The following is a 24447-nucleotide window of genomic DNA, read 5'->3' on the forward strand; positions in this document are numbered from 1 at the left end:
TGAGTTCGGAAGCCGGTGGAGGCCCTGCCTCCACTACGCCCCTGCTTTCGCCCATGCACATGTTTCTCATCCATTCACTCATAGCAGCAAGGAGCATCCCATGTCCATCCAGATCGACAACCTCCCCGGCGCCGCTGACCTTGACAAGCGCTCGATGGCGCGTGTGCGCGGCGGCAATTCCTGGCTCGCCGGCCTCGGCCCGATCGCCAACGTCAATGTCGGCGTCAACCAGAATCTGACGCAGCTGCAGAATGTCGAGGTCAACACCCTTAACAATGTCGGCTCCATCGGTGCGGGCTTCCTGCCGCCGAAGATCAATGTCAGCCCGAGCCAGTTCGGCGCCCTGGGCGTCATCCTGTGACCGCACCAAGGCAGCGCTCCGCTGCCATCTTTATTCCCTGCAAACGAACAAGCTTGAAACGGTGATCATTCCTTTGCCACCCTTGCTGTCAGCATGGCAGTCATTTCATCGGCTCTTGTCGCCGATGCGGCGGATGCGGCTGGTGATGCCGTACGCAGCGTCCGGGATTTCCATCCCTGCATGGCCTGCCATTCCGTGATCTGAAGACGGTTTCCAACACATGGCGCGGGACTTCACCCAGCAGGATGGCATGAAAGGAAAACGCCGACTTGGGGAATGAGGCGATGCGCCATTCCCAACTGCCGGTGTCGGCCGGTTCCGAGGTGTGCCAGCCGATCAAAGAATACCGCGTTCGAAACCCGCACTGCCGTCACCACTGCCGTCACGGCGGCTGTATTTCACCCAGCAGCGCAGTGAAGTGGAACTATCCCGAAGATACTGCCACACAAGCAGGCTCGTGAAGAAGAGAGATGCTGCCGTGCCCCCAGGCATGCAGTTGCATCTTGAATCAAGCGGCTGGCTCATGGAGCCGATCCGACCGAAGTTCCACCTTCAAATTCCAGATGGAAAAGTTCTCCCAGTCTCCAATGCCGCAGCCGGTTGCATCGGGCCTGATGGATGCCTATGTCCAGGCCGCGACGCGGCGCGCAGAATCATCCCTAGCCGATAGTGATCAGGAACCGCATCGCACCCGCTTAAAGCAGTGGGCCCGGGAAATCGGCGACTGCATGCCTTTTCCGAACCGGCTGTTCGCCGATCATCCGGAGCACAACATTCCGTTTGAAACCATTGAGGTTGAACCGCACCACTTCGAGTTGGCCAAGCTGGTGGATGCCTTGGGCTGGATGACCCGCCTGCATTTGACCAAGGGTGGAGGATCGGCATCCAAAAGGCCGGAACTGTTTGCGTCGCGCGGCCTGAACTATCAGAAAATCAGTTTCGAAAGAGCAGCGGAAGACCGGGACGTATTTCTCGCATTGACGACCGGCGTAATGCAAAGCGGCAATTGCGACAGCAATGCGGTATTTGCTACAAACCTTGTGCGATCTCTTGATGCCGATATCCTGCGCGCCTTGGCGATAGATATTCCCTTGGAACGCATACGAGGCATGCAAATGCACGATTACGCGCATGATCATGTGTATGTCGCCATGAATTTTGACGACGAAGCGCCACGTCAAAGCGTCGGGCGGATCGCCGATGGAGATGGGCAATTCCGGGATGCCAATCTGCTGCCTGCTGCCGGGGCGACTGCATTGTGGTCGCTGGATCCCCATCAGCTCTATCCGATGGCTTGTCGCCATGATCATTCGACTTATAACCATCTGGATCATACGGAAGCAAGATCCCGCTTCACGGCCGGCTCCGAAGGCCATCTCGGCGTGAACACGCAATTCATCGAGGACGTCCGTGCCGATATCAACAGGCAGCTCAATTTGGGCGAACACGGGATCGACCACGCATTGCGAGAACCCGTCATGTTCGATGCAGGAATTCGCAGCAAGTTTATCGACCGTATCATGCGCGAACAGAACGTGGGTCACTATGCCCGGGTCGATACTGGCCGCCTCAGCCCTGCCGACCGCGAAAAATTTCAGGCCAAGGTTGCGCAGGTCGAAAAGGAAATCGCGCGCAAATTCCTGAAGCGCCTGTACAAGGCAGGGGAATTCGAGGAACACTGGTTCGGCCTGTGCCTGCCTGACAATCCTGCGCGGTTGTACCGCAACCGCACGACCGGCGAGACACTTGCACCCCGCGTTCCTCCAGCCTATTTCGAACGAACTGAAAAGATACGCTGGGCATACGACGTGTGGAAGCGCACTCGCCCGGAGCGCGCGGCGTTAAACAAGGAAAGAACATGGACTCGTCCCAGGTTCGATATTCATCCCGCCATCGAAGCGATCGAGAAGTTGCCTTTCCTCGCTGCCCTGGCGGCAGCCAAGGAACTGGATTTCAGCAGAAACCAGCGGCATGTCAGCCAGCTAGCGGCATACAAGATTGCATACGCTTCAATGACAGACTGGATCGGGCGCATGCACGCCGAAATGGATTCCACGCCGGATCTCGCGGCGACACTGCGGAAAGCGGGACTGCGCGACGAAGTGCGCGCCGCACTGGTCCGTGCGCAGGCGAATCTGCAGGAGATTGATGCAATCATGGAGACGTGCCTCACTCAACTTTCTGAAGCCCAGCAAAACGAGCTGCGTGCTTTTATCGCCGAGACGCGGCGCAACAATCCTGCCGGGCAGTTAGCGGAATTGGTCACCCGTTTCCAACCGGGTCGTCATGCCAGATTACAAGACCTTGTGACGCCGCAGATTCCGGCAAGAACATCTGGCCAAGAGGTGCGTCAGACGGAACTTGGGAGAGGAACAACGTGAGCATGGCCTCCGTGCCGTTGCGCCAATCGACGGCGCAACGGACTTCAGTCTCCATCATGAGTGATTTCGAGCGACTCATGACGTCGATCTTCACCCTGACCGGCCGTCCGGCTGCCTGCAACGGACCGCAGCGAACGGTCCGCATTCGAATCGACAACACCTTCGACCTCAACCTGTTTCCCGATCCCCAGGGAAATCTCGTCATGACCGGCAAAATTCGGCTAGTCGGCGACACAATCGATCACGAAAAATTGCACAAACTGCTTCAATTGAACAATTATTTCCCTTCGATTCATCAGATTTCAGTGGGCATCCTGCAAGAGAATCAAGGCGTGCAAGTCTGGTCGCGGCATCCCATGCACAAGATGCAGGGCAAGGAAGCGTTGCGCATGCTGAAGCTGATGGCCACGGCGGTGAGCCATGTCAATACGATTCTGACGACATGAGCTGGCGATGCAGGAAAAGGAAAAGGAAAAGGAATAGCAAAAGCAAGAGGACCATCAGTTAATCTGGAACATTAACTATGTAATACTTCGAGCGGCATCGAACTCAGTGACGTTACGGCAAGTCGAAACTGATTCCAGATTTAACGCGAGCATGCTTTCTCGATGGAATTCAAACAAGATTTTGATGTCAGCATTGCCGAACATGTGACCGACTCCGTTTTCATTACGGACACCTCGGCTCGCATCATCTATCAGAATCCCGAAGCAAGGAAAGTATTTCGGTTTTCCAATGAGGAATTGTTCGGACGTTCCGTTCGCGACACTCTTCACCATCACTATCCCGATGGACGACCGGTTCCGCTGGAGCAATGCAAGGTGTACCGGTCGGCTGTCCTGGGCGAGTCGGCGCGCGATTTCGTCTGGCAGTTCATCGGCCGGGACGGCAATGGCATTCTTGCGTCCTGTTCCGTCTCCCCATTCTTCTGCAAGGGAAAAAGGATAGGCGCCATTCTCTTTGCCACGGATATCACCGCACGCAGCAAAGCCGAGCAGGAAGCCGGGCGCAATCTTGAAAAACTCAAGCTGGCCATGGAAGCAGCCGACATAGGCATGTTCGACCACATCGTTGGCGAGCGGCGTCTTGCGTGGTCGCCGAAACTCAAGGAAATGTTCGGTTTGCCGGTCGATGCCGACGTGACCCTCGATACCTTTTATGCGGGCGTTCATCCGGACGACCTGGAAATCGTGCGGCGGGCGGTGCTTGAAACGGCGAAGCCCGGCATCGATGGGCGCTTCCAGTACGAGTTCCGCGCCATAGGCCAGATCGATGGCAAGGAGCGCTGGATTTCCACGCGCGGACAGACGCATTTCGGCCAGCATGGCGAGCCGGTGCGCCGCGTGGGCGTCGCCGTCGACATCACCGAGCGCCGCGAGGCGGAACGGCGCGTGCAGGAAGCCGCGCAGCACGACAGCCTGACCGGCCTGCCCAATCGGGCATTGCTCTATGAATACTGCACGCACCTGTTCGCACAGGCCGATCGCCTGCAAGCCGAATGCGCGGTGCTGTTCATCGACCTGGATCGGTTCAAGCCCATCAACGATCTGTATGGCCACGACGTCGGAGACAAGGTGCTGCAGGAAGTGGCGCGCCGGCTTCTGCAATGCACGCGCAAGGAAGATATCGTCAGCAGGCTGGGCGGCGACGAATTCATCGTTGTCCTGCCGCGGGTACAGGGCCAGGAAGATTCGGAAACCGTGGCGCGGCATATCCTCGACAGCATCCGCAAGACCATCCATCTCAATGGCTTGCAGCTCAGCGTATCGCCATCGATCGGCATCAGCCTCTATCGACGTGACGCGTCATCGATTGCCGAACTGATCCGCTATGCGGATCTGGCCATGTATGCCGCCAAGCGAGGCGGACGAGACACCTTCCGGCATTTCATCGCCGATTACCTGCAGCTGGCGGAAGACCGCGTCGAACTCGAGCAGCGTCTCAAGGATGCGCTGAGGTCGGGCAGCCTCAAGCTGCTCTACCAGCCTGTCATCGATACCGCCACCGGCAAGCCTGTTGGCGCGGAGGCATTCATCCGCCTGCCGGACAACAATGGCAGCCTGCTCAGTCCGGACAGGTTCATTCCGATCGCGGAATCCGCCGGACTGATCGACGAAGTCGGCTTCTGGGTGGTGCGCGAGGCCTGCCGGCAGCAGCAGCGATGGCGGGACAGCGGACTGGGTGTGGCCAGCATGTCGATCAATGTATCGGCCTCGCAGTTCAGGCATCCGGAATTCGCGTCGCGTTTCATCGCCGCTATCGACGAATACGGCACCGAGCCAGGCTGGCTGGAAATCGAATTGACGGAAAGCGCACTCATGGAAAATATACCGGATGCCATCAGCAAGCTCGACCAGCTGAAATCCCGGGGAGTGCGTATCGCGCTCGATGACTTCGGCACCGGATACTCGAATCTCAGCCATCTCACGAGCCTGCCCCTGGACAAGCTCAAGATCGACCGCTCGTTCACCGACAACCTGGAGACCAACGAAAACGGCAGATCGATCGCCGATACGATACTGGGCATCGGACGCGCGCTGGACCTGGAAGTCGTCGGCGAAGGCATCGAATCCGAAGAAGTCATGACCTATCTGCGCGACCATGGATGCAACCAGGTGCAGGGTCATCTGTTCAGCAAGCCGCTCGCGGCGCAGGAATTCGAATCCTGGTATCGTTCGCAGCTTGGTCTTTACCATTGAAGCCGGAGGACCATCTTGCGAGCAGCGTCCCTATCAGCCCAGATCATCATTGCATGAAGTGAAGAGACCGCGCCATCCATCAACGCAAGCCATCCCGCACCGCCGCCAAAGCCACGGCGCAGCAAGCAAGGCGCAGAATTCAAACCAACAGTTGGTCGATGCCGCGACGGAGGTCCTGTGTGCGCTTGATGCCACCGGCAAGATTCTTGTCATTAACAAGGCCTGTCTGCCGTCGTGGGGTTACCGGCCGGAGGATCTGCATCATCGCCGGCTTGCCGAACTGGTGCCCGAGGACGAGCGTGGCCAGTTCGAACACGCGATGCTGGATGCGCGCGGCGGCGAGCGGCAATTCACACTAACGTCGCGCTTCCTGCACAAGGATGGCGGCACCATTCCTACCTTGCTGCGCGCGCGATGGTCTGAAAGCGACAAGTCGTACTACTGCGCCGCGCAAGCTCTGCCGCAGGACGCAGATCCGGCGCCAGCCCGGGAACAGACACTGGCACGCGTGACGGCGGTGCACGACAGCGAAGAACATCAGCGGCTGCAGTCGCTGTTCGAATACCATCCGGACGGCGTGTTCGCCTTCAATCTTGAAGGCGCCCTGGTCTCGGCCAATCCGGCCTTCTCCGCCTTGACCGGCTATGCACATGACGACCTGATGTCGATGCGCTATCAGGCCCTGGTGGCTCCCGAGAACCGCAAGATGGCCAAGGAGCGTTTCATCGCCGCCAGCCAAGGCCTGGCTTCTTCCTTCGAAAGCGTTGGCTTGCGCAAGGACGGCACGCGGTACGACGCCGCCGTGACCGCCATACCGATGACGGTCGATCACAGGATCGTGGGCGTGCACGGGATCGCTCGCGACATCACGCAATTGAAGAACCGCGAGCGCTACATCGAACGCCTTGCCACCCATGACAGCCTGACCGGCCTGCCCAACCGAAACCTGCTCGATGACCGGATCCGGCATGCGGTGGTGCAGGCCGAACGTTCGGGCCGCCGGGTGGCCGTGCTCTTCATCGACCTGAACCGTTTCAAGGTGGTCAATGACAGCCTGGGGCACGACAAGGGCGATATATTGTTATGCATTATTGCCGACCGCCTCAGGCAGTGCGTGCGCGAGGCCGATACGGTGGCGCGCATCGGCGGTGATGAATTCGCCATCGTGCTGGAAGAGGTCGCCATGCCGGAAAGCGTCATCACGATCGCCAAGAACGTGCTGGCCGCCATCGAACGGCCCGTCCGGCTAGAAGGGCATCAGCTTGTCGTGTCGGGAAGCGTGGGCTGCAGTCTTTTCCCGAAGGATGGCATCGACGCGGCGGCGCTGCTGCGCAATGCCGACCTGGCGATGTACGAAGCCAAGGCCGCCGGCGGCGGTGCGCTGCGGCTCTACAAGACCGACATGGATGAACGGGCCAAATCCCGCCTGACCCATGAGCACGATCTGCGCAGGGCACTGGAACAGGATGAACTGGTGGTCTATTACCAGCCGCGCGTGGACATCAACAGCAAGGCCATCGTCGGCGCCGAGGCGCTGGTGCGCTGGAATCATCCGGAGCGCGGCCTCGTTCCTCCGAATGAGTTCATTCCCCTTGCCGAGGAAATCGGCCTGATCGGCCAGCTGGGGGAATGGGTGCTCATGCAGGCCTGCATGCAGAACCGCAGCTGGCAAAATGCCGGCCTGCCGCCGCTGAAGGTCTCGGTGAATCTGTCGCCGCTGCAGCTCGATCCGGATTCGACCATTACCGAGGCGGTGATGCAGGCGCTGCAGCGAACCGGGCTCGATGCGAAATGGCTGGAACTCGAAATCACCGAGACAAGCCTGATGCAGAACGTGGAGTCCACGCTGATCAAGCTGGGCGAAATTCGCGATGCCGGCGTGTCGATTTCCATCGATGACTTCGGCACCGGTTATTCATCGCTCAGCTATCTGAGGCGCCTTCCGGTAAATGGTCTCAAGATCGACCAATCCTTCATCCGCGATATCACGGCAAGCCGCGACGATGAAGCAATTGTCGCCGCCACCATTGCGCTGGCCCACACCATGAACCTGACCGTGGTGGCGGAAGGCGTGACGACGGAAGAGCAGATCAGGTTCCTGCACGCCAATGATTGCGACGAAGTGCAAGGTTTCCTCTTCGGCGCTGCTCTCCCGCCGGAGGAATTGACGCTATTGCTCGGGCAAACGCCGCATGGCCGGCGTACCGCGATACATTAGGCGCCGGTGATATTTCAAGGCGCCTCGCCGGTATGCGGACCAGTGCGCGGCCCGTCGTGCTCCGGCCCCTCCTCCTCTGCCTTGAGAACCAGTACGTAATCCTCGAGCAGATCGATGCCGGGCGGCGGTTCGACCGGATCGGGTTCGGCGACTTTTTTCCGGACGGAGAAGGAAAGATCGGCCATGTCGTACTTGCCGGTCAGGCCTGGGCCGAGAATCTGCTTGATTTCTTTATTCGATCTCACGTTGATTAACCTCTTGTCGGCAGACGGTGGTCGTCCAGGTCTCAGTATCGGCTTCTGCCCGCTCCATCCCAAGCGGAATCACGCGAATGATTGATGGAAGTAAATGGATGTCGGCAATTCACCAGCACTGTTGAGAAACGTCAATGGTTTCCTGGCGGGCACACTTCGAGCCGGTGTTCGAAGCAGCATTAATGTTGGGGTGTGCGGCTTGCAGCTAAAATAGCAAGATGTCTGCCATCTATATCCCGGCCACTGCCTCGCAATTGCAGCGGCATTTCAATGTCGCGCCAGCCGATTTCAGCATCGGCCAGGAAGTTGCGCCCGGCGACATGGCGCCGATGATCCGCATGCCGCATCCGGGTGCCGAACCTGGAGAAAGGGCGTGTGCGCAGGCAATGTTCGGCATCGTTCCCCACTGGGCGGAAATGAAGATAACCAGCCAGACCTTCAGCGTGCGCAGCGAAGCGCCGGAGGGCAAGCCGGTGTTTCGCAATGCATTCAAGCGCGGCCGCTTCTGCCTGATTCCGGCGGAGTGCTTCTACGAAGCCTCCTACGAGCATGGCGCGCGGAAGGTGCGATACGAGGTTGCCCATGCGGACGGCAGCCCGATGGCGCTGGCCGGCCTGTGGGAATTCCGGCCGGCCACCGAGGAGGCCGGCGCGCTTCTGTCCATGGCCATGTTCACCATCAACGCCGACAGCCATCCGCTGATGCGACGTTTCGGACGCCCGGGTGACGAGAAACGCATGCCGGTACTGGTCGATGCCGCCCGTTACGACGAGTGGCTGCATTGCCCCCTGGAAGAGGCTGCCGCTTTTCTGCGCCAGTATCCCGCCGACCGCCTGATTGCCCGGCCGAGTCCGAAGGCCAGGCGCAAGCAGGGGCAGCCTTCGCTTCCGTTCATCTGATGTGGATTTTCCCTCGTGACCGCCGGGTCCCCGTTTGCGATTCCTTCAAAGGCCGGCCCGGACCACTTGTCGTGTCGATAACGGACTGCCGTGGTATCCGCCTCTTTTTGTGCGCAAGCTATGCCGTCCGGCGCCAATACCTGCTACCCTGACATTCTCCGTCACCCGATCTCCAATACCCGATCCTCGCAGTATGTCTTATCTTCCGCTGATTCTTCCGCTGCTCTTTATCGTCGCCCTTGCCCTGATGCTGAAACATTTCCTTGTCTCGCTGGCATGGGCAGGCCTGCTTGCGGTGATCACCTGGCCCCTGCACGAGGCGCTGCTGCGCCGCGGCTGGACGCGCGCGGCCAGCGCAAGCGCCCTGCTGGGCGGCCTGATCCTGCTGTTCGCAGGTCCTTCGCTGTTCGTGCTCAATGCCCTCAGCGGCGAACTGGCGGCGGTGGAGCGCTTCATCGGCAGGCAGAACACGGCCGGCATTCCGGTGCCGGGCTGGATATCGCAACTGCCCGTGATCGGCGGGCATGCGGTTGAATGGTGGAGCAAGCACCTGGAAGTGCCAGGCAGCCTGGCAGCGCTGATCCGCTCCACGGTGGGCGGCATGGTGCCGCAATTGTCGGCGGCGGCGAGTGCGGTCGGCTCAACCCTGCTGGCCAACGCGCTCTACATGTTCCTGGCCCTGCTCACATTATTCATTCTCTATCTGCATGGCAATGCGGTGCGCCACTATGTCGACAGTGCCGGCATGCGCCTGCTGCCGGCGCATTATCCGGTGCTGGCACGGCTGTTCCCGCTGTCGGTGCGCGGCACGGCGCTCGGCCTGTGCTCGGTGGCGGTGCTTGAAGGCGTGGTGCTCGGCGTCGCCTACTATCTCGCCGGGGCGCCATTTCCGGCGCTGCTGGGCGTCATCACCGGCTACATGGCGCTGATCCCGGGCGGCGCACCGCTGTCGTTCACGCTGGTGTCGCTGCTCCTGCTGGGCAAGGGCCAGGCGACCGCCGCGCTCGGCTTGTTTTGCTGGGGCGCGTTCGAGTTATTCCTGGTGGACAAGTTCGTGCGGCCGAAACTGATTGGCAGCCGGGTGGAACTGCCCTTCCTCGCGGTGCTTTTCGGCCTTCTCGGCGGCGTCTCCACGCTAGGCGTGCTCGGCCTGTTCATCGGCCCGTTCATGATGGCCGTGCTGTTCTGGTGGCTGCGCAACCTGCCCAGCACGCCGGTGCTCAAGCGCTCCGGCAGCGAACAGGACAAGGCGGACGATCACCGGGAAGCGGCATAGCAATCCGTCCGCCGGGTTCGATCAGGGCAGCAGCGGCTCGTTCCTTGCCCGCTTCTGCTCGATGGCGCCGACGATGCGCGGGATCGCCTGCAGCCGCTCGCGGAAGCCGGGATGCAATACCGCATAGCTGTTGACCGGCAGTTCGGCGACCGGCGTGGCCGCGGCGCTCTGCGCAACCCGTTCCCAGAACGGCGCATAGGCGCGGATGTCGTATCCGCTGCGGGCCAGCATGTATAACGCCAGGCGGTCGGCCTGGATATCCGCGGCGGCGGCATACGGCCGGATCTGTGCCGGAGCCGCGTTGGCCGGCGACCCGGTTTTCAGGAAGCGGTACTGGTCGATCAGCGCGGCGGCGGCACTGCGGTCGCCGGCAGCGAGCAGGTTGCGAGCGAATTCTCCGGCCATCACATAGGCAAGCTCGGTCTCCGACCTGACAAAGCCGAGCATGCCGCGGGTGACCATCACGCGGTAACCGTCGGCATAGCTGCCGATCTCTTCCGAATCTCCCAGTTCGATGCCGAAGGCGCAGGCCTCGGTCAGAGGCACGTCCAGCGCCACCGGCTGGCCTTCCCGTTCCACTCCCAGTTTCACCTGCTGCTTGCCGCGGGTTTCCGAAATGATCAGTACCGACGCTTCGCGCTCGGCCTGCGCACCGGAAGGCACCGGCAGGCCGTTGAAGTCCAGCAGGATGTCGCCGCGGCGCAGGCCGGCATTCTGCGCGCCGCTGCCCGGCAGGACCTGGATTACCTGCAGGCGCTCGTCCAGTCCGAGCGCCGCCGCGGCTGTATCGGCGAACTGGCTGCTATAGGAAAACCTGTTCTTGGCGGTAAAGCCGAGAATGCGGCGCGCATTGTTGGGGCAGAGCTCGACGTTGCGGATCATCAGAGTGCCGGCCACATCGTAGAGGCGGTTATGGTCGGCCACCCAGGCGCGCAGGCGATCGATGTCCTGCTGCGATACCACCGGCGCGTCGGGCAGCGGCCTGACGCTGTCGTCGCGCGCCACGCCGAGGTCGACCGGATAGGTCACCGCCCCCTCCGTCTGCACGGGCGCGGGCACCGGTGCGGGTACAGGTACCGGCTGCGGCACCGGTGCGGTCGCGGTCCTGACTGGCGGGACGGGCGTGTCGAGAGGTACGCGGGTTGCGCATCCGGCCAGCACGGCCCCAAGGCACAGGGCTAGTGCCAGGTTGCCTTTGAGACGGGGGGCTTGCATGCCGGATTGATTCGCAGGTTTCATCAGTATCGCCTTTCATTTCTTGTTTGCCTGGATCGCCGACGAGGGTCGGGACGGCCGTTGCGGATCTTGCAATTCGTTGCCAATGATAGCTCGAGTTTGCAAAAGTTCATCTGATGCAACCGGATACGGCATGCGCCGATACGTGATTTCACTTAAAAACTAATCCACGGGCAGCCGGGTCTATCGTGTGGCCCTCCATTCGCCTCGCAAACCGCCGCAAGCAAAACTACAACGAGACATGAAGCGATCACCCCAGCCCGAGACACGGCCGGACACTGCGGTCCGGCATTTCCCTTCCCTTCATTCAACGTTTCCAGCAAGGATCGGGTGTCCGGCTAAACGGACAATCGGCATTGCGCTGGCGTTCGTTCTGCTGCTGATGCTGCTGCCCCTGCTGCGCTCCCTGCCGTTTTACTGGCAGGCCTCCGTCGGGCATCTCAGCCTGCTTGCTGCGGCGAGACCGATCGATGCCGTGCTGCAGGATCCGCGCGCCGAAAATGATCTCAAGCAAAAACTACGGAAAATCGCGCAGATCCGCGAATTCGCCGTACGCGAGCTTGGCTTGCCGGAAAACGGCAGTTACCGGAAATATGCAGACATCGGCCGGCCGGCGGTGGCATGGAACGTGGTCGCCACGTCGGAGTTTTCACTGGAGCCGGTCGAATGGTGCTTTCCGGTCGCGGGCTGCGTGAACTACCGGGGTTACTTCAACAAGAACGATGCGATCGCCTACGCGAAGATCCTGCAGGACGAGGGATACGACGTGCACGTGTCCGAAGTCCCGGCCTACTCGACGCTGGGCTGGTTCGGCGATCCGGTGCTATCCAGTTTCATCCATTATTCCGAAGTCAGCCTGGTGCGCCTGATTTTCCATGAATTCGCCCACCAGGCGGTGTACGTGAAGGGAGATACCCAGTTCAACGAGTCCCTTGCCGTGGCGGTGGAGACCGAGGGCGTGGCCCGCTGGCTGGCACAGCATGGCAGCGAATCCATGCGCAAGACCTACGTCGCCTACCAGGGCAGGAAAAAGGATTATCTCGACCTGCTCGCGCGCTACCGCGACCGGCTGGAAGCCCTGTATGCCAGCGGCGCGGACGCGGCGGCCATGCGCAGCGAAAAGGCAAGGACATTTCGCGAGCTGAAGGATGAATTCGGCATGCTCAAGGTTGGCTGGGGCGGCTATACAGGCTACGACAACTGGTTCGGCCAGCGCCTGTCCAATGCGCACCTGGCGTCCATCGCTACCTACCATAGCCTGGCGCCGGGATTTCTCGCCTTGATGGCTCGGCAGCCGGGCATGCAAGCATTCTTCACGGCGGCTAGGGAACTGGCGGCCCTGCCCAAACCGCTGCGCGAACAGAAGTTGCTGGCACTGGAAGCCGAGGCAGGCGCACCCGCTCCCATGCCCCTGCACAAGCCGCAGCCCGCCCTCTCTCCTAAACCGGTCAGGCAGACCGTCGGCTGATGACTGACCCGGACAGTGGAAGGCACAATCGTGTGCCGCGCTTCAGGCTCCGCGGGTGGCCTTGAGCAGCACTGCCAGTTCGCCGCTCGCAATCAGCTTTTGCAGTTCGCTGGCGCCGCCGATCAGCATGCCCTTGACGAACACCATCGGGAAGGTCGGCCAGCCGGTCCACATCTTGAGCGCGTTGCGGCGGCGCCAGCCGCCCAGATAACTTCCATACTCCAGGTAGACATGCTGCAGGCCGGCGCTCTTGAGCAGTGCGCGCGCCTTGCGCGGAAAGGGATTCTGCGCCATGCCGACCACCACGATATCGTGCCGGTCGACGGCGGTCCTTACCTCGTTGACGATATCGGCCTGGTTGCCGGCAATCACCGCGCGGATGGCCGGATGAATATGCGTTTCGTCAAGAATGTTGCGGCTCATGCGAGCTCCCTCTCGTCTGGAAATGCGTAGGATATCCCGCTTTGCCGGCTGCCGAACCGCATCTTCCCATTGCCGCATGCGGTCATGCACGCGGCGAAGCGGCTGCATCCGATTTATTTCCCTTGTTCACTATCAGGCCATCCTTATAACTGGTATTGGCAGTTGACGAAATCGCCATGCCGCCGTCGGGCTACCATCCTCCAAAAAATCTGCGAAGAATCCACACCGGCCCCGAGTGGGGTGAGTTGGAAATTTGCTGGAGGCAAATGTGGCGAAATCGTCTCGAGACAAGGAGAAAAGCGTAGCAAGGCCGAGGCCTTGCGAGCATTTTTGACGCAGTATCGGCGCGATTTTCGTCCGCATTTGACCAACAAATTTTTAACACGCACCACTAGAGGCCCCGATCAACAAGCAGCCATGCGAGGCCAAGTCCGAGCATTGGAGGAGATACTGATGTCAGCACAAAACCAGACCGATAACGGTCAGCTCGATCCCGTCGAGCAGAAATTCCCCTTGTTCCAGCTCGGCACGCTGGGCTTCCAGCATGTGCTGGTGATGTATGCCGGCACCGTCGCCGTGCCGCTCATCGTCGGCGGCGCGCTGGGCCTGTCGAAAGCAGACATTGCCTTTCTCATCAATGCCGACCTGCTCGCGGCGGGCATTGCGACCCTGATACAGGCGCTCGGCAGCCGCTACTTCGGCATCCGCATGCCGGTGATGATGGGCGTGACCTTCGCCTCCGTGGGACCGATGATCGCCATCGGCACCGACCCGTCGATGGGATTGCCGGCCATCTTCGGGGCCACCATCGCGGCGGGCCTGTTCGGCATCCTCGTCGCGCCGCTGATGGGCCGGCTGCTCGGCGTGTTTCCGCCGCTGGTCACCGGCACGGTCATTTTGCTGATCGGCGTGTCGCTGATGGGCGTGGCGATCAACTGGGCGGCGAACGGCCAGCCCTTCGTCAGCAAGGTGATCGACGGCGTGGCCATGCAGGCGCCCAATCCCTCTTACGCGGACCCGGCCGCGCTGGCGATCGCCGCGCTGGTGCTGTGCGTGGTGCTGTGCCTGAGCCGTTTCGGCAAGGGCTTGATCGCCAACACCGCCGTATTGCTCGGCATCGTGGTCGGCGCCCTGGTTTCGCTCGCTCTGGGCAAGATGCATTTCGACGGCCTGGAGGAAGCCAGCTGGTTCGCCGTCAGCACCCCCTTCCATTTCGGCATGCCGACCTTCCACATCGGTGCGATTGCGACCATGTGCATCGTGATGACGATCACCCTGGTGGAATCGACCGGCATGTTCCTCGCGCTGGCCAACATCACCGGCAAGAAGATCACGCCGGAAAACCTCACCGCAGGCTTGCGTGCAGATGGCCTGGGCACGGTGATCGGCGGCGTGTTCAATGTCTTTCCCTATACCTCGTTTTCCCAGAACGTCGGCCTGGTCAACATCACCGGCGTGCGCTCGCGCTTTGTGGCGGTCGCCGGCGGCCTGATCCTGATCGTGCTGGCGCTGTTTCCGAAAATCGCGCACGTGGTGGCCTCGGTGCCGCAGTTCGTGCTCGGCGGCGCCGGTATCGTCATGTTCGGCATGGTGGCCGCGGCCGGTATCCGCATCCTCGGCACCATCGATTTCGAGAAGAACCGGCATGCCCTGTTCGTGATCGCGGTGTCGGTCGGCATGGGCCTGATTCCGACCCTGTCGCCTTCCTTCTTCCAGCACCTGCCGTCCTGGGCGCATGCGGTCACGGACAGCGGCATCGTACTCGGCACGCTGACCGCAGTGATACTGAACCTGTTCTATCACGGCGTAGTGTCAGCCGACCGCGCATTCGAAATGGCCGCTGCGACGACCCACGGGACGGAGTGACTTCATCAACCACGTGTAATCAATTCGATCATTTCTCAAAAATGTTGACGTAAGTCATCTTTTCGTCATCAGGCGCCGGTATGATGCCGTCATCTGCTGCACATGCAACCGATATGCATGGCGGCAGGCGCAACGCCCTATCGAGCGGATCAGGTCGGCAGTCTCAGGCAAACGCTTTGCAGCGGATGCAAGTGGGACGGACCGGGATCACGGATGGGGCGTTACTTTTTTGGGCGTGCATTATTGGTGATCCCATCGCGGTTCGCCAAGGTTGCTGTGGACGCCTTGGCCGAACAGTCGTTTGCGCTGGAGGATGAACGGCGTCATCGCGTCCAGCCATGACTCGTCACCTCAACCGGCTGCGGCCGCTGCACTGGCGCGTGCCGTATGCAGTTTCCTGTAGCTGTCAAGCAGGCGGCGGTGCCTGTCGAGGCCTTCCAGCTTCATGCTGGTTGGCGTCAGGCCGAAGAACCGCACGCTGCCGTCCACCGAGCCCAGGACCGCATCCATTCGCGGATCGCCAAACATCCGGCGGAAATTGACCACGTAGTCGTCCAGTTCCAGGTCGTCATCGAGCAGCACCTCAAGCACCACGTTCAAGGCCTGATAAAACAAGCCGCGCTCGACCGTGTTGTCGTTGTACTGCAGGAAGGCGCCCACCAGCTCGTGCGCCGCCTCGAATTGCTTCAAGGCGAGATGGATGAGCAGCTTCAACTCGAGAACCGTCAGCTGTCCCCACTCCGTATTCTCGTCGAACTCGATGCCGATCAGCGTGGCGATGTCGGAGTGCTCATCGAGCTCGTTGTTTTCCAGGCGTTCGAGCAGGGCTTCCAGGCTGGCCTCGTCGAGGCGGTGCAGATTCAGGATATCTTCGCGGAACAGCAGGGCCTTGTTGGTGTTATCCCAGACCAAATCTTCTACAGGATAGATTTCCGAATAGCCGGGCACCAGAATCCGGCATGCAACGGCGCCCAGCTGGTCATACACAGCCATGTACACCTCTTTACCCATGTCTTCAAGAATGCCGAGCAAGGTTGCGGCTTCCTCGGCATTAGAGTTTTCTCCCTGGCCGGAAAAATCCCACTCGACAAAATCGAAGTCTGCCTTGGCGCTGAAAAAGCGCCATGACACCACACCACTGGAATCAATGAAGTGCTCGACAAAATTGTATGGCTCAGTCACGGCATTGCTTTCAAAGGTGGGCCGGGGCAAATCGTTCAGGCCTTCAAAACTGCGGCCCTGCAGCAGCTCTGTCAGGCTCCGTTCCAATGCCACCTCGAAGTTCGGATGCGCGCCAAATGAGGCAAAGACACCGCCGGTCCGCGGGTTCATCAAGGTGACACACATCACCGGGTAGATTCCACCCATTGACGCATCCTTCACGAGCACCGGAAAGCCTTGCTCTTCCAAGCCCTTGATGCCAGCCAGAATGCCGGGATATTTCTCCAGTACTTCTTGCGGCACATCGGGCAGTGTCAGTTCACCTTCCAAAATTTCGCGCTTTACCGCCCGCTCGAAAATTTCGGACAGGCATTGGACCTGCGCTTCGGCGAGCGTATTGCCGGCGCTCATGCCATTGCTGGCGTAGAGGTTTTCGACCAGATTGGACGGGAAATACACGACTTCACCGTCCGACTGCCGCACATACGGCAGCGAACAGATACCGCGCTGCACATTTCCCGAGTTGGTGTCGATCAGATGCGAGCCACGCAGCTCGCCATCGGGATCGTAGATAGGCAGGCAGTATTCATCAAGGATTTCCGCCGGCAGCGCATCGTCAGGGCCGGGCTTGAACCAGCGCTCGTTCGGGTAATGTACAAATGCCGCATTGGCGATCTCTTCGCCCCAGAACGAACCGGCGTAGAAATGGTTGTTGTTAAGCCGCTCGATATATTCGCCCAATGCCGATGCCAGCGCGCTTTCCTTGGTCGCTCCCTTGCCATTGGTGAAACACATCGGCGAGTGCGCATCGCGGATATGCAGCGACCACACATTGGGAATGATATTGCGCCAGGAAGCGATTTCAATCTTTATGCCCAAGCCTGCCAGAACGCCCGACATATTGGCGATGGTTTGCTCCAATGGCAGATCCTTGCCCGGAATGTAGGTGCTGGCGTCGGACGCCGGTTTCAAGGTCAGCAAGGACTGAGCATCGGCATCCAGGTTCTCGACCTCTTCGATCACGAACTCGGGCCCGGCCTGCACCACTTTTTTCACCGTACAACGCTCGATGGATCGCAAAATTCCCTGGCGGTCATAGGCGGAGATATCGGCCGGCAACTCGACCTGGATCTTGAAAATCTGCTGGTAGCGGTTTTCCGGATCAACAATATTGTTCTGCGACAAACGGATATTCTCAGTCGGAATGTTGCGGGTCACGCAATACAACTTGACGAAATATGCCGCACACAAGGCCGATGAAGCCAGGAAGTAGTCGAATGGACCGGGTGCCGAACCATCGCCCTTGTAGCGGATAGGCTGGTCGGCTATCACCGTGAAATCATCAAACTTGGCTTCAAGGCGAAGCTTATCGAGAAAATTGACCTTAATTTCCATGAGGGAATTCCAATAATGGGCTCAAAATGACGTAGCCGCTATTATCCGTCGCCACGCCGGAGGCTTGTAATAAATCGACTTTGCCAAGCAATGGCCTTGGTTCGGGCAAGTTGGAGTTCGAAAAAGAAAAGTCGGCAAAAAAGGAATGGCGACAAGCGACGGACCGCGCGCTTGTCGCCATCCGGTCCCGCTTCACGCGGCTCCGTATGCCTACAGCAGCGTATCGGCCCAGATATTGCGCGCCCATACGCCGGCATACACGCCTTCCAGTTCGCTTGCCGCCGACGACACGCCGCCGGCGCCCGGAACCGCGATCAGCGTCTTCCTGCCCGCATCATAGGCATGCACCGAAGTCACGTGGATCACGTCCTTGTCGGAGACATAGCTGTAGCAGGTATTGGTCAGCATCGGCTTCGATTCCGGCGCTCGGCCGGCCAGGATGTCGACGATGGCGGCGGCGCAGATCTTCGCATGCTGGTTGGCCATGTGCGCCGACTTCGGCATCAGCGGCGCGGTCTGGATTGCGTCACCCAGCACGTGAATGTTTTTTTCCTGCGTCGACTCGAAGGTAAGGAAATCGACCTCGCACCAGCGTTCGTTGGAGTTCGCCAGTCCGGCCTGCACCGCGATGGCCGCCGCCGACTGCGGCGGGATCACGTTGAGCACCTTGCCCTGCACCTCGTCGCCGAGTTCCGAGATGACGGTTCGGGTTTTCGCATCCACATCCACGGCGCGAAAGCTCGGCCGGTAATCGATCAGGTCCTTGTAACGCTCGGCCCAGATGCGCTTGAACAGCGCTCCCTTGGATACCACATCCTCGTTCCCGTCGAGCACGACAAGTTTCGATTTCGGCTTTGCCCGGCTGAAGTAGTGGGCGACCTGGCAGGCGCGCTCATACGGCCCGGGCGGACAGCGGTAAGGCGCAGGCGGTATCGACATCACGAAACTGCCGCCGTCCTCCATCGCCTCAAGCTGTCGGCGCAGCGCCACCGTCTGGGCACCGGCCTTCCAGGCATGCAGCACCGTGTCCTGAGCGCCGGGAAGCTTGAGACCGGGCAGGCTGTCGAACAGGAAGTCCACGCCCGGCGACAGCACCAGCCGGTCATAGGCCAGTTCCCCGCCGCTCGCCAGCCTGACGATGCGCTTGCCGGCATCGATGGCCCGGGCCCGGTCGCGCACCAGCCGTATGCCGTGGCGTCGCGCCAGCGCGTCATAGCCGAGCGTCAGGTCGCCCAGCTGCTTCGAGCCGCCGAGCACGAGATTGGACAGGGGGCAGGAAACGAAGGAGGCATTCGGCTCGACCAGTGTAACGTCGACGCCGCCATTGCTCCACATGCGCAGATAACGGGCCGCGGCCGCGCCGCCGTAACCGGCGCCGATGACGACCACTTTCGGCCGTGCCGGTGCGGCGAACGCCGGAATGGAGGCGAACGGGGTTCCCGCGCCGAACGCGCCCAGCGCCTTGATGAATTGCCGCCGTCTCATCGCCCCTCCGGCTTTTTCTGGTTCGCGAGGAAACTGGCGATCAGGGCGATCTGTTCATCGCTGTAACCCCTGGCGATCTGATGCATGATCGTGGCCTGGCGCTCGCCTTTCTTGAATGCCTGCATGCTGGCGATCAGTTGCTCCCTGGGCTGTCCGGCCAGCGGCGGAAGGCGGCCGGCGCCGTTATCGGCCGCAGGCTTGCCGTCGGTGCCGTGGCAGGCGGCGCAGTTCGCAACCAGCCGGCGACCCGCCATGTCCGGTTCCGCCGCCGTGGCGCTCTGCGCCGGCACGGCGCTGCTGCCCAGCGAGATCAAAGCAACAAACAGTCGCATCCGCAGCATGGTTTGCCTCTCTTTGGATTTATCTTTCATGGCCGCACGCCCGGTGCTTCCAGCGGCATGCCCCTGGCCCGTTCGGCCAGATAGAGTTCGAGCTCCACCAGTTCCTGCGCGCCGAATGCATACGGCTGGGCGCGGACGCCAGTCATGCAGTTGCGCAGCCGCCGCTGCAGCGAGCCCATTGCCTGCCATTCCAGCCGATAGATCGGATAACCGCCGGGATGCGCCTGCGGAATCGGGCTGCTGCCAAGGCGCTTGCCCCAGTTGTCGTCGTGGCACTGGGCGCAGGACAGGTTGAGCTGGCCGATGCGCCGCAGCCAGTGCTGCCTGCCCTGTTCGACATGCGGCTGCAGCGCCGCATCCCGCGGCGGCGCGGTCGGGATGCCGCGCGACTGCAGCGCGACATAGCTTTCAAGACTGAGCAGGGCTTCGCTTTCGGGCGGAAAAGCCTCGGCCTGCTGCCGCTGCTGCCGACACTGGTTGATACGCTGACCGAGATTGAGCGGCTTCCGGCTTGCGGCATCGAGAGCGGGATGGCGCGCCGCCACGCCGCGCATGCTGGTCGTCGCATCGCCATGGCAGCTCGCGCAGGAACGATCGGCGCGGCCCGCATTCCGGTTCCACAGCGCCTCGCCTTCCTGCACCCACAGCATGGCGGGATTCTGGCTGTCGTCGCGTTGCATCTCCTGCGTGGAACGGCTCATGAAGGCCGAACCGGGCAGGCGCGCATCGGCGGACTGCTGCGCATGCGCCGCCGGGAAACAGACCAGTCCGATCAGCGTCAGGGTCAGCGAGGCGCGTCGCATGTCATGCGCTGACGGTGATGGCAACCGATTCGGTCTGGCTGAAGCCCTGGTCGCCCTCCCAGGTGAAGCTGAGCGTGCCGCTTTCGGTGGCGACCGTGTGGAACACGATGTTCGGATTGGCGGCGATTGCGGGATGCAGTTCGGCGCCGAACACGAGTTCGCCGTTGTAGCGGCAGGAGAAGCGACGGATGATATTGCGCGGCAGCACCTGGCCGTCGGCGCCGGGACGGTAGCCCGTCTCCATCGGATGGCTGATCAGCGTTCGGATCTCGATGACTTCGCCGCGTTTGGCGGTGGGCGGAACCTTGATGAGCGCGCGTGCCATGTCAGCCCTCCCCCTCGATGCATGCCGCCAGCGTGACCACCACGTCGACCGTCTGCGACCAGTAGCTGCCATCGCTGAGCCTGGCCACCGCCATCAGCTTCTGCGAGGTGGCCAGCCGCATGCGGGTCGACACCGCCGCCTTGCCGGCGCGCGGCCCCAGCGTGAATCGCGCGACGTCCGGCTGCGGATTGCGTTCGTTGAAAATGGCAATGGCGGCCACATGCTCGGCAGCCGTCATGGGGCTGTCGACGCTGACGGCAACCGGCACCGCATTGCCATTGTCGACCAGCGTGGCGACATCCAGCCTTACCTTGCCGGAATTGATCTTCGCGCCGCCGGTGAAGGCGCGTATCGCGGCTTCCATTTCCGGTGCGGCAGCGGCGGCGGGACGCACGGTCAGCCACAGCATCATGCCGGCGCCAGCGCTGGCAAGCAGCAGGCGGCGGCGCGATGCATTGCACGTTCCATGCAGCCGGTGCCGGTGATCGGCATTGTCTCGTTCAGCCATCACTTCGCCTCATCATTCTTTTCTGCGGCCCCATTGCGCAAGGTTCGCAGGTAAGCCACCACATCCTCGATCTGCTGCGCATCCAGTATCGGCTTGCCCTGCACAGCGGGGCTGACGCGCGCCAGGCCCTCCGTACGGTAATAAGAGGGCATGATGGTCGCCGGGTTCAATCGTACCGCGTCCGCAATGCGCAGTCGCAGCTGCCCTTCGCTCCAGCGCGAGCCCGCACCCGACAGATCCGGCGCAAGATTGCCCTGGAAACGCTCCTCCGGAATCGGCCCGGTATGGCATAGCAAACATAGGCCGACCTGCCGGTTGGCGACGATGGCCCGGCCCCGGGCGACATCGCCGCGCTTGCCCTCCAGCGGCGCGCGGATCTCGTCGCCGTCGATCCGCATGGCAGGCGATGCATCGCCGGCCGCTTGCACGCTACTTGCCGCACCCGCCGCGCAACCCAGCAGCATGAGGGCAATCGCCCGCATGCCGGCTCACGCTCGCTTCAGGCTATGGTTTTTCAGCGGCAGGTCGCGGATCCGCTTGCCGGTGGCGGCAAATACCGCGTTGAGCACCGCCGGCGCCGCCACCGCGATGGTCGGCTCGCCTACCCCGCCCCAGAAACCGCCGGAAGGCACGATCACCGTTTCCACCGCCGGCATTTCATCCATCTTCATCACCGGGTAGGTGCTGAAATTGTCCTGCTCGATGCGGCCATCCTTGAGCGTGCATTCGCCATACAGCGCGGCCGACAGGCCATAGACGAACGAGCCTTCGACCTGGGCTTCGATCTGCTGCGGGTTCAGCGCATGGCCGGGATCGGTGGCGGCGACGATGCGATGAATCTTCAGCACGCCGTCGTCGCTGACCGACACTTCCGCCACCGCGGCCACATAGCTGCCGAAGCCCATGGTCTGCGCAATGCCTCGATAAACACCCTTCTTCAGCGGCTTGCCCCAGCCGGCGCGTTCGGCGGCGGCGTTCAGCACTGCCAGATGCTTGGGATGGTCGGCCATCAGCTTGCGGCGCAAGGCCAGCGGATCCTGCTTGGTCGCATGCGCGATCTCGTCGAGGAAGCATTCGAGATAGATCGCGTTCTGGTTCAGGTTGACGCCGCGCCAGAAGCCCGGGGGCACCGGCGGATTGCGCATCGCGTGGTCGACCAGCAGGTTGGGGAAGCTGTAGCCGATCGAGGCTTCGGGACCGGGAGAATTCAATCCCTGGAACACCACCGGATCCTTGCCGTCCTTGATGTTTTGCGGGAATACCCCGGCAAGAATCGATTGCCCGGAAATCCGCATATGCAGCGCGGTGACGTTGCCATCCTTGTCGAGGCCGGCGCTCAGCTTGCACTGCGTGATCGGATGATAGCGGCCATGCGTCATGTCTTCTTCGCGCGACCAGATCAGCTTGATCGGCGTGCCAGGCATTTCCCTGGCGATCGCAACCGCCTGCCTTACCCAGTCGTGTACCGCGCCGCGGCGGCCGAAGCCGCCGCCGAGATGCAGCTTGTAGACCTCGCACTTCGACGCCGGCAGTTCGGCGGCTTCGGAGGCTGCTGCAAGCGCGGCTTCGCCGTTCTGGGTCGGCGTCCAGACTTCGCAGCGTTCCGGCGTCCACTTCGCCGTGGCATTCATGGTTTCCATGGTTGCGTGGTTCTGGTGCGGATAGGAATACGTCGCTTCCATCCGCCGCGCGGCCGACGCCAGCGCGGCGCGCACGTCGCCATTCTGGTTGCCGACCACCGCGTCGCTGGCATCGAGGCCGGCCTTGAGCATCTCCGCCACGCCGGCGCTGGAAGCCTTGGCGTTGGGGCCCTCGTCCCATTCGATGGTGAGGGCGTCGAGCGCGGTCTTCGCATGCCACCATGTGTCGGCCACTACGGCAACGGCGCTGTCGCCGACCTGCACCACCTTCTTCACGCCCGGCCTGTCCTGTATCTGGGCGGCGTTGAAACCCTTGACCTTGCCGCCGAAGACCGGGCAATCCTTGATCGCCGCATTGAGCATGCCGGGCAGCTTCAGGTCCATGCCGTAGATCTGCGCGCCGGTGGTCTTGTCGACGGTATCGAGGCGCGCCATGCGTTTGCCCGCGATCTTCCAGTCCTTCGGGTCCTTGAGCGCGACGTCGGTCGGCGGCGTCAGTTTTGCCGCGGCCTCGGCCACCTTGCCGTAGGTGGTGCTGCGCTTCGACGGGCCATGGGTAATGACGCTGTTGGCCGCGCGGCATTCGGCCGCCGGCACCTGCCATTCGTTGGCCGCCGCCTGCACCAGCATCATGCGCGCCGCTGCGCCGCCCTTGCGGACATAGTCATGCGATTCGCGGATGCCGCGGCTGCCGCCGGTCGAGAAATTGCCCCAGGCCCGGTTGCGCGCCAGGTTCTGGCCGGGCGTCGGGTATTCGGTCGTGACCCTGGCCCAGTTGCAGTCGAGTTCTTCGGCCACCAGCTGCGCCAGGCCGGTCAGCGAGCCCTGGCCCATTTCGGAACGGGCAATGCGGATCACCACGGTATCGTCCGGCTTGACCACCACCCAGGCATTGATCTCCGGTGGAGTGCCGCCCTGCGCCGCGGCGGTGCCGGCAAACGGAATATGGAAACCCACCATCAGGCCGCCGAAGGCGGCGGCGGAAGTGCCGAGGAAGCGGCGGCGGGATGGATCGGCCAAACGCCTGGCGGGCATTTCAGCGGGCGTTTCGTTAGCGGCGCGGCTCATGTCGTGCTCCCGTCGGCATGCTGGATCGCGAGGCCGGCGCTGCGGGTATTTCCGCCCTTGGCCACCACCTTGATCGCCGCCCGCACCCGGTTATAGGTGCCGCAGCGGCAGATATTGGTGATCGACTGGTTGATGTCGGCATCGGTGGGATTGGGTTTTTCCTTGAGCAGGGCGGCCACCGCCATGATCATGCCGCTCTGGCAGAAGCCGCACTGCGGAACGTCGAGCGCGGCCCAGGCCTTCTGCACCGGGTGCGAGCCGTCCCTGGACAGGCCTTCGATGGTGACGATCTTCTGTTCGGCCGTTACGGTGGAAACCGGGCGCACGCAGCTGCGCGTGGCTTCGCCGTCGATATGCACGGTGCAGGAGCCGCACTGGGCAATGCCGCAGCCGTATTTGGTGCCAGTCAGTCCCAGTTGTTCCCGCAATACCCAGAGCAGCGGCGTATCCTCCTCCGCCTCGAATTCTCGTACCGTTCCGTTGACGTTAAGTTTTGCCATGTCTCAACTCCTTGTTGTTGGCGGGCGAATCAGGAGGATGCCGCCAAGCCTGCGCGGCAGTCGTCGCGGCTGCAAATGCGGCCCGGATATATTACGACTTCTTTTTTTTACGCGCTTGCCGACCCGCTGAACTCGATGGG

At 61.7% G+C, this 24447-nt stretch carries 21 protein-coding genes; 9 read left to right on the forward strand and 12 right to left on the reverse strand.

All coding sequences use genetic code 11. The annotated features are described in order from the left end of the window. Positions 1-100 precede the first annotated feature (100 nt). The 5 genes from RY831_RS12455 (at position 101) to RY831_RS12475 (ending at position 7659) form a co-directional block, all read left to right on the forward strand. On the forward strand, positions 101-361 hold the full coding sequence (locus RY831_RS12455; RefSeq protein ID WP_326506673.1) for a hypothetical protein: 261 nt from the start codon (positions 101-103) through the stop codon (positions 359-361). Positions 362-924: 563 nt separating this feature from the next. Then, the gene (locus tag RY831_RS12460; protein ID WP_326506674.1) at positions 925-2742 is read left to right on the forward strand and encodes a hypothetical protein; all 1818 of its coding nucleotides are present in this window, start codon (positions 925-927) and stop codon (positions 2740-2742) included. A gap of 2 nt (positions 2743-2744) precedes the next feature. Further along, entirely contained in the window at positions 2745-3188 is a 444-nt protein-coding gene (locus RY831_RS12465; protein ID WP_326506675.1) for a type III secretion system chaperone family protein, read from the forward strand. 162 nt (positions 3189-3350) lie between these two features. Then, entirely contained in the window at positions 3351-5441 is a 2091-nt protein-coding gene (locus tag RY831_RS12470; protein ID WP_326506676.1) for a sensor domain-containing protein, read from the forward strand. Positions 5442-5499: 58 nt separating this feature from the next. Beyond that, the gene (locus tag RY831_RS12475) at positions 5500-7659 is read left to right on the forward strand and encodes a putative bifunctional diguanylate cyclase/phosphodiesterase (protein WP_326506677.1); all 2160 of its coding nucleotides are present in this window, start codon (positions 5500-5502) and stop codon (positions 7657-7659) included. Between the two features lie 14 nt (positions 7660-7673). Here RY831_RS12475 and RY831_RS12480 read toward each other — a convergent pair whose 3' ends face one another. Next, complete coding sequence (locus tag RY831_RS12480) at positions 7674-7904, reverse strand: hypothetical protein (protein ID WP_326506678.1); 231 nt, start codon at positions 7902-7904, stop codon at positions 7674-7676. A gap of 227 nt (positions 7905-8131) precedes the next feature. On the opposite strand from RY831_RS12480, the gene RY831_RS12485 reads away from it, so the two are divergent. Together RY831_RS12485 and RY831_RS12490 are read left to right on the forward strand one after the other, a co-directional pair. Continuing rightward, on the forward strand, positions 8132-8812 hold the full coding sequence (locus RY831_RS12485; RefSeq protein ID WP_326506679.1) for an SOS response-associated peptidase: 681 nt from the start codon (positions 8132-8134) through the stop codon (positions 8810-8812). 193 nt (positions 8813-9005) lie between these two features. Then, the gene (locus RY831_RS12490) at positions 9006-10088 is read left to right on the forward strand and encodes an AI-2E family transporter (protein ID WP_326506680.1); all 1083 of its coding nucleotides are present in this window, start codon (positions 9006-9008) and stop codon (positions 10086-10088) included. A gap of 21 nt (positions 10089-10109) precedes the next feature. Here RY831_RS12490 and RY831_RS12495 read toward each other — a convergent pair whose 3' ends face one another. Further along, complete coding sequence (locus RY831_RS12495) at positions 10110-11327, reverse strand: M48 family metalloprotease (protein ID WP_326506681.1); 1218 nt, start codon at positions 11325-11327, stop codon at positions 10110-10112. Between the two features lie 238 nt (positions 11328-11565). Between RY831_RS12495 and RY831_RS12500 the strand changes: the two genes are divergently transcribed. After that, the gene (locus RY831_RS12500; protein ID WP_326506682.1) at positions 11566-12792 is read left to right on the forward strand and encodes an aminopeptidase; all 1227 of its coding nucleotides are present in this window, start codon (positions 11566-11568) and stop codon (positions 12790-12792) included. Between the two features lie 42 nt (positions 12793-12834). Here the strand turns inward: RY831_RS12500 and RY831_RS12505 are convergent, their stop codons facing one another. Beyond that, positions 12835-13215 (reverse strand): glutaredoxin domain-containing protein, encoded by a 381-nt coding sequence (locus tag RY831_RS12505; RefSeq protein ID WP_326506683.1) that lies wholly within the window; start codon positions 13213-13215, stop codon positions 12835-12837. Between the two features lie 453 nt (positions 13216-13668). Here RY831_RS12505 and RY831_RS12510 point away from each other — a divergent pair, with 453 nt between their 5' ends. Then, positions 13669-15081, forward strand: coding sequence for a nucleobase:cation symporter-2 family protein (locus RY831_RS12510; protein WP_326506684.1), 1413 nt, complete (start codon positions 13669-13671; stop codon positions 15079-15081). A 351-nt stretch (positions 15082-15432) separates the two neighbouring features. On the opposite strand, the gene RY831_RS12515 is transcribed toward RY831_RS12510, so the two are convergent. The 9 genes from RY831_RS12515 to RY831_RS12555 all read right to left on the reverse strand — a co-directional run bounded on the left by RY831_RS12515 (position 15433) and on the right by RY831_RS12555 (position 24307). Further along, positions 15433-17637 (reverse strand): OsmC domain/YcaO domain-containing protein, encoded by a 2205-nt coding sequence (locus tag RY831_RS12515; protein ID WP_326506685.1) that lies wholly within the window; start codon positions 17635-17637, stop codon positions 15433-15435. A 210-nt stretch (positions 17638-17847) separates the two neighbouring features. Then, the gene (locus tag RY831_RS12520) at positions 17848-19122 is read right to left on the reverse strand and encodes an FCSD flavin-binding domain-containing protein (RefSeq protein WP_326506686.1); all 1275 of its coding nucleotides are present in this window, start codon (positions 19120-19122) and stop codon (positions 17848-17850) included. Beyond that, complete coding sequence (locus tag RY831_RS12525) at positions 19119-19493, reverse strand: c-type cytochrome (RefSeq protein ID WP_326506687.1); 375 nt, start codon at positions 19491-19493, stop codon at positions 19119-19121. Before RY831_RS12525 ends, RY831_RS12520 begins: the two co-directional genes overlap by 4 nt. Continuing rightward, positions 19490-20266: a sulfur oxidation c-type cytochrome SoxA gene (gene soxA / locus RY831_RS12530; RefSeq protein ID WP_326506688.1), complete on the reverse strand. Its 777-nt coding sequence runs from the start codon at positions 20264-20266 to the stop codon at positions 19490-19492. Before soxA ends, RY831_RS12525 begins: the two co-directional genes overlap by 4 nt. A gap of 1 nt (position 20267) precedes the next feature. Further along, on the reverse strand, positions 20268-20591 hold the full coding sequence (gene soxZ, locus RY831_RS12535; protein ID WP_326506689.1) for a thiosulfate oxidation carrier complex protein SoxZ: 324 nt from the start codon (positions 20589-20591) through the stop codon (positions 20268-20270). 1 nt (position 20592) lies between these two features. Then, positions 20593-21099 (reverse strand): SoxY-related AACIE arm protein, encoded by a 507-nt coding sequence (locus tag RY831_RS12540; RefSeq protein WP_326506690.1) that lies wholly within the window; start codon positions 21097-21099, stop codon positions 20593-20595. Further along, positions 21099-21581 (reverse strand): sulfur oxidation c-type cytochrome SoxX, encoded by a 483-nt coding sequence (gene soxX / locus RY831_RS12545; RefSeq protein ID WP_326506691.1) that lies wholly within the window; start codon positions 21579-21581, stop codon positions 21099-21101. Before soxX ends, RY831_RS12540 begins: the two co-directional genes overlap by 1 nt. Before the next feature lie 6 nt (positions 21582-21587). Continuing rightward, positions 21588-23807: a xanthine dehydrogenase family protein molybdopterin-binding subunit gene (locus RY831_RS12550; RefSeq protein WP_326506692.1), complete on the reverse strand. Its 2220-nt coding sequence runs from the start codon at positions 23805-23807 to the stop codon at positions 21588-21590. Continuing rightward, positions 23804-24307 carry a (2Fe-2S)-binding protein gene (locus RY831_RS12555; protein WP_326506693.1) on the reverse strand — a complete coding sequence of 168 codons (504 nt, stop codon included), beginning with the start codon at positions 24305-24307 and terminating at the stop codon, positions 23804-23806. Before RY831_RS12555 ends, RY831_RS12550 begins: the two co-directional genes overlap by 4 nt. Positions 24308-24447 lie beyond the last annotated feature (140 nt).

It is taken from the genome of Noviherbaspirillum album (assembly GCF_035916955.1).
Lineage (GTDB): Bacteria > Pseudomonadota > Gammaproteobacteria > Burkholderiales > Burkholderiaceae_D > Noviherbaspirillum > Noviherbaspirillum album.

Excerpts from the sequence above, each read along its gene's own strand:
- RY831_RS12515 (WP_326506685.1), bottom strand. The coding sequence starts at position 17,637 with ATGGAAATTAAGGTCAATTTTCTCGATAAGCTTCGCCTTGAAGCCAAG.
- RY831_RS12495 (WP_326506681.1), bottom strand. The coding sequence starts at position 11,327 with ATGAAACCTGCGAATCAATCCGGCATGCAAGCCCCCCGTCTCAAAGGC.
- RY831_RS12500 (WP_326506682.1), top strand. The coding sequence starts at position 11,566 with ATGAAGCGATCACCCCAGCCCGAGACACGGCCGGACACTGCGGTCCGG.
- RY831_RS12525 (WP_326506687.1), bottom strand. The coding sequence starts at position 19,493 with ATGAAAGATAAATCCAAAGAGAGGCAAACCATGCTGCGGATGCGACTG.
- soxA (WP_326506688.1), bottom strand. The coding sequence starts at position 20,266 with ATGCGACGCGCCTCGCTGACCCTGACGCTGATCGGACTGGTCTGTTTC.
- RY831_RS12540 (WP_326506690.1), bottom strand. The coding sequence starts at position 21,099 with ATGGCTGAACGAGACAATGCCGATCACCGGCACCGGCTGCATGGAACG.
- RY831_RS12505 (WP_326506683.1), bottom strand. The coding sequence starts at position 13,215 with ATGAGCCGCAACATTCTTGACGAAACGCATATTCATCCGGCCATCCGC.
- RY831_RS12555 (WP_326506693.1), bottom strand. The coding sequence starts at position 24,307 with ATGGCAAAACTTAACGTCAACGGAACGGTACGAGAATTCGAGGCGGAG.
- RY831_RS12460 (WP_326506674.1), top strand. The coding sequence starts at position 925 with ATGGAAAAGTTCTCCCAGTCTCCAATGCCGCAGCCGGTTGCATCGGGC.
- soxZ (WP_326506689.1), bottom strand. The coding sequence starts at position 20,591 with ATGGCACGCGCGCTCATCAAGGTTCCGCCCACCGCCAAACGCGGCGAA.
- RY831_RS12485 (WP_326506679.1), top strand. The coding sequence starts at position 8,132 with ATGTCTGCCATCTATATCCCGGCCACTGCCTCGCAATTGCAGCGGCAT.
- RY831_RS12470 (WP_326506676.1), top strand. The coding sequence starts at position 3,351 with ATGGAATTCAAACAAGATTTTGATGTCAGCATTGCCGAACATGTGACC.
- soxX (WP_326506691.1), bottom strand. The coding sequence starts at position 21,581 with ATGCGGGCGATTGCCCTCATGCTGCTGGGTTGCGCGGCGGGTGCGGCA.
- RY831_RS12520 (WP_326506686.1), bottom strand. The coding sequence starts at position 19,122 with ATGAGACGGCGGCAATTCATCAAGGCGCTGGGCGCGTTCGGCGCGGGA.
- RY831_RS12550 (WP_326506692.1), bottom strand. The coding sequence starts at position 23,807 with ATGAGCCGCGCCGCTAACGAAACGCCCGCTGAAATGCCCGCCAGGCGT.
- RY831_RS12465 (WP_326506675.1), top strand. The coding sequence starts at position 2,745 with ATGGCCTCCGTGCCGTTGCGCCAATCGACGGCGCAACGGACTTCAGTC.
- RY831_RS12455 (WP_326506673.1), top strand. The coding sequence starts at position 101 with ATGTCCATCCAGATCGACAACCTCCCCGGCGCCGCTGACCTTGACAAG.
- RY831_RS12510 (WP_326506684.1), top strand. The coding sequence starts at position 13,669 with ATGTCAGCACAAAACCAGACCGATAACGGTCAGCTCGATCCCGTCGAG.
- RY831_RS12490 (WP_326506680.1), top strand. The coding sequence starts at position 9,006 with ATGTCTTATCTTCCGCTGATTCTTCCGCTGCTCTTTATCGTCGCCCTT.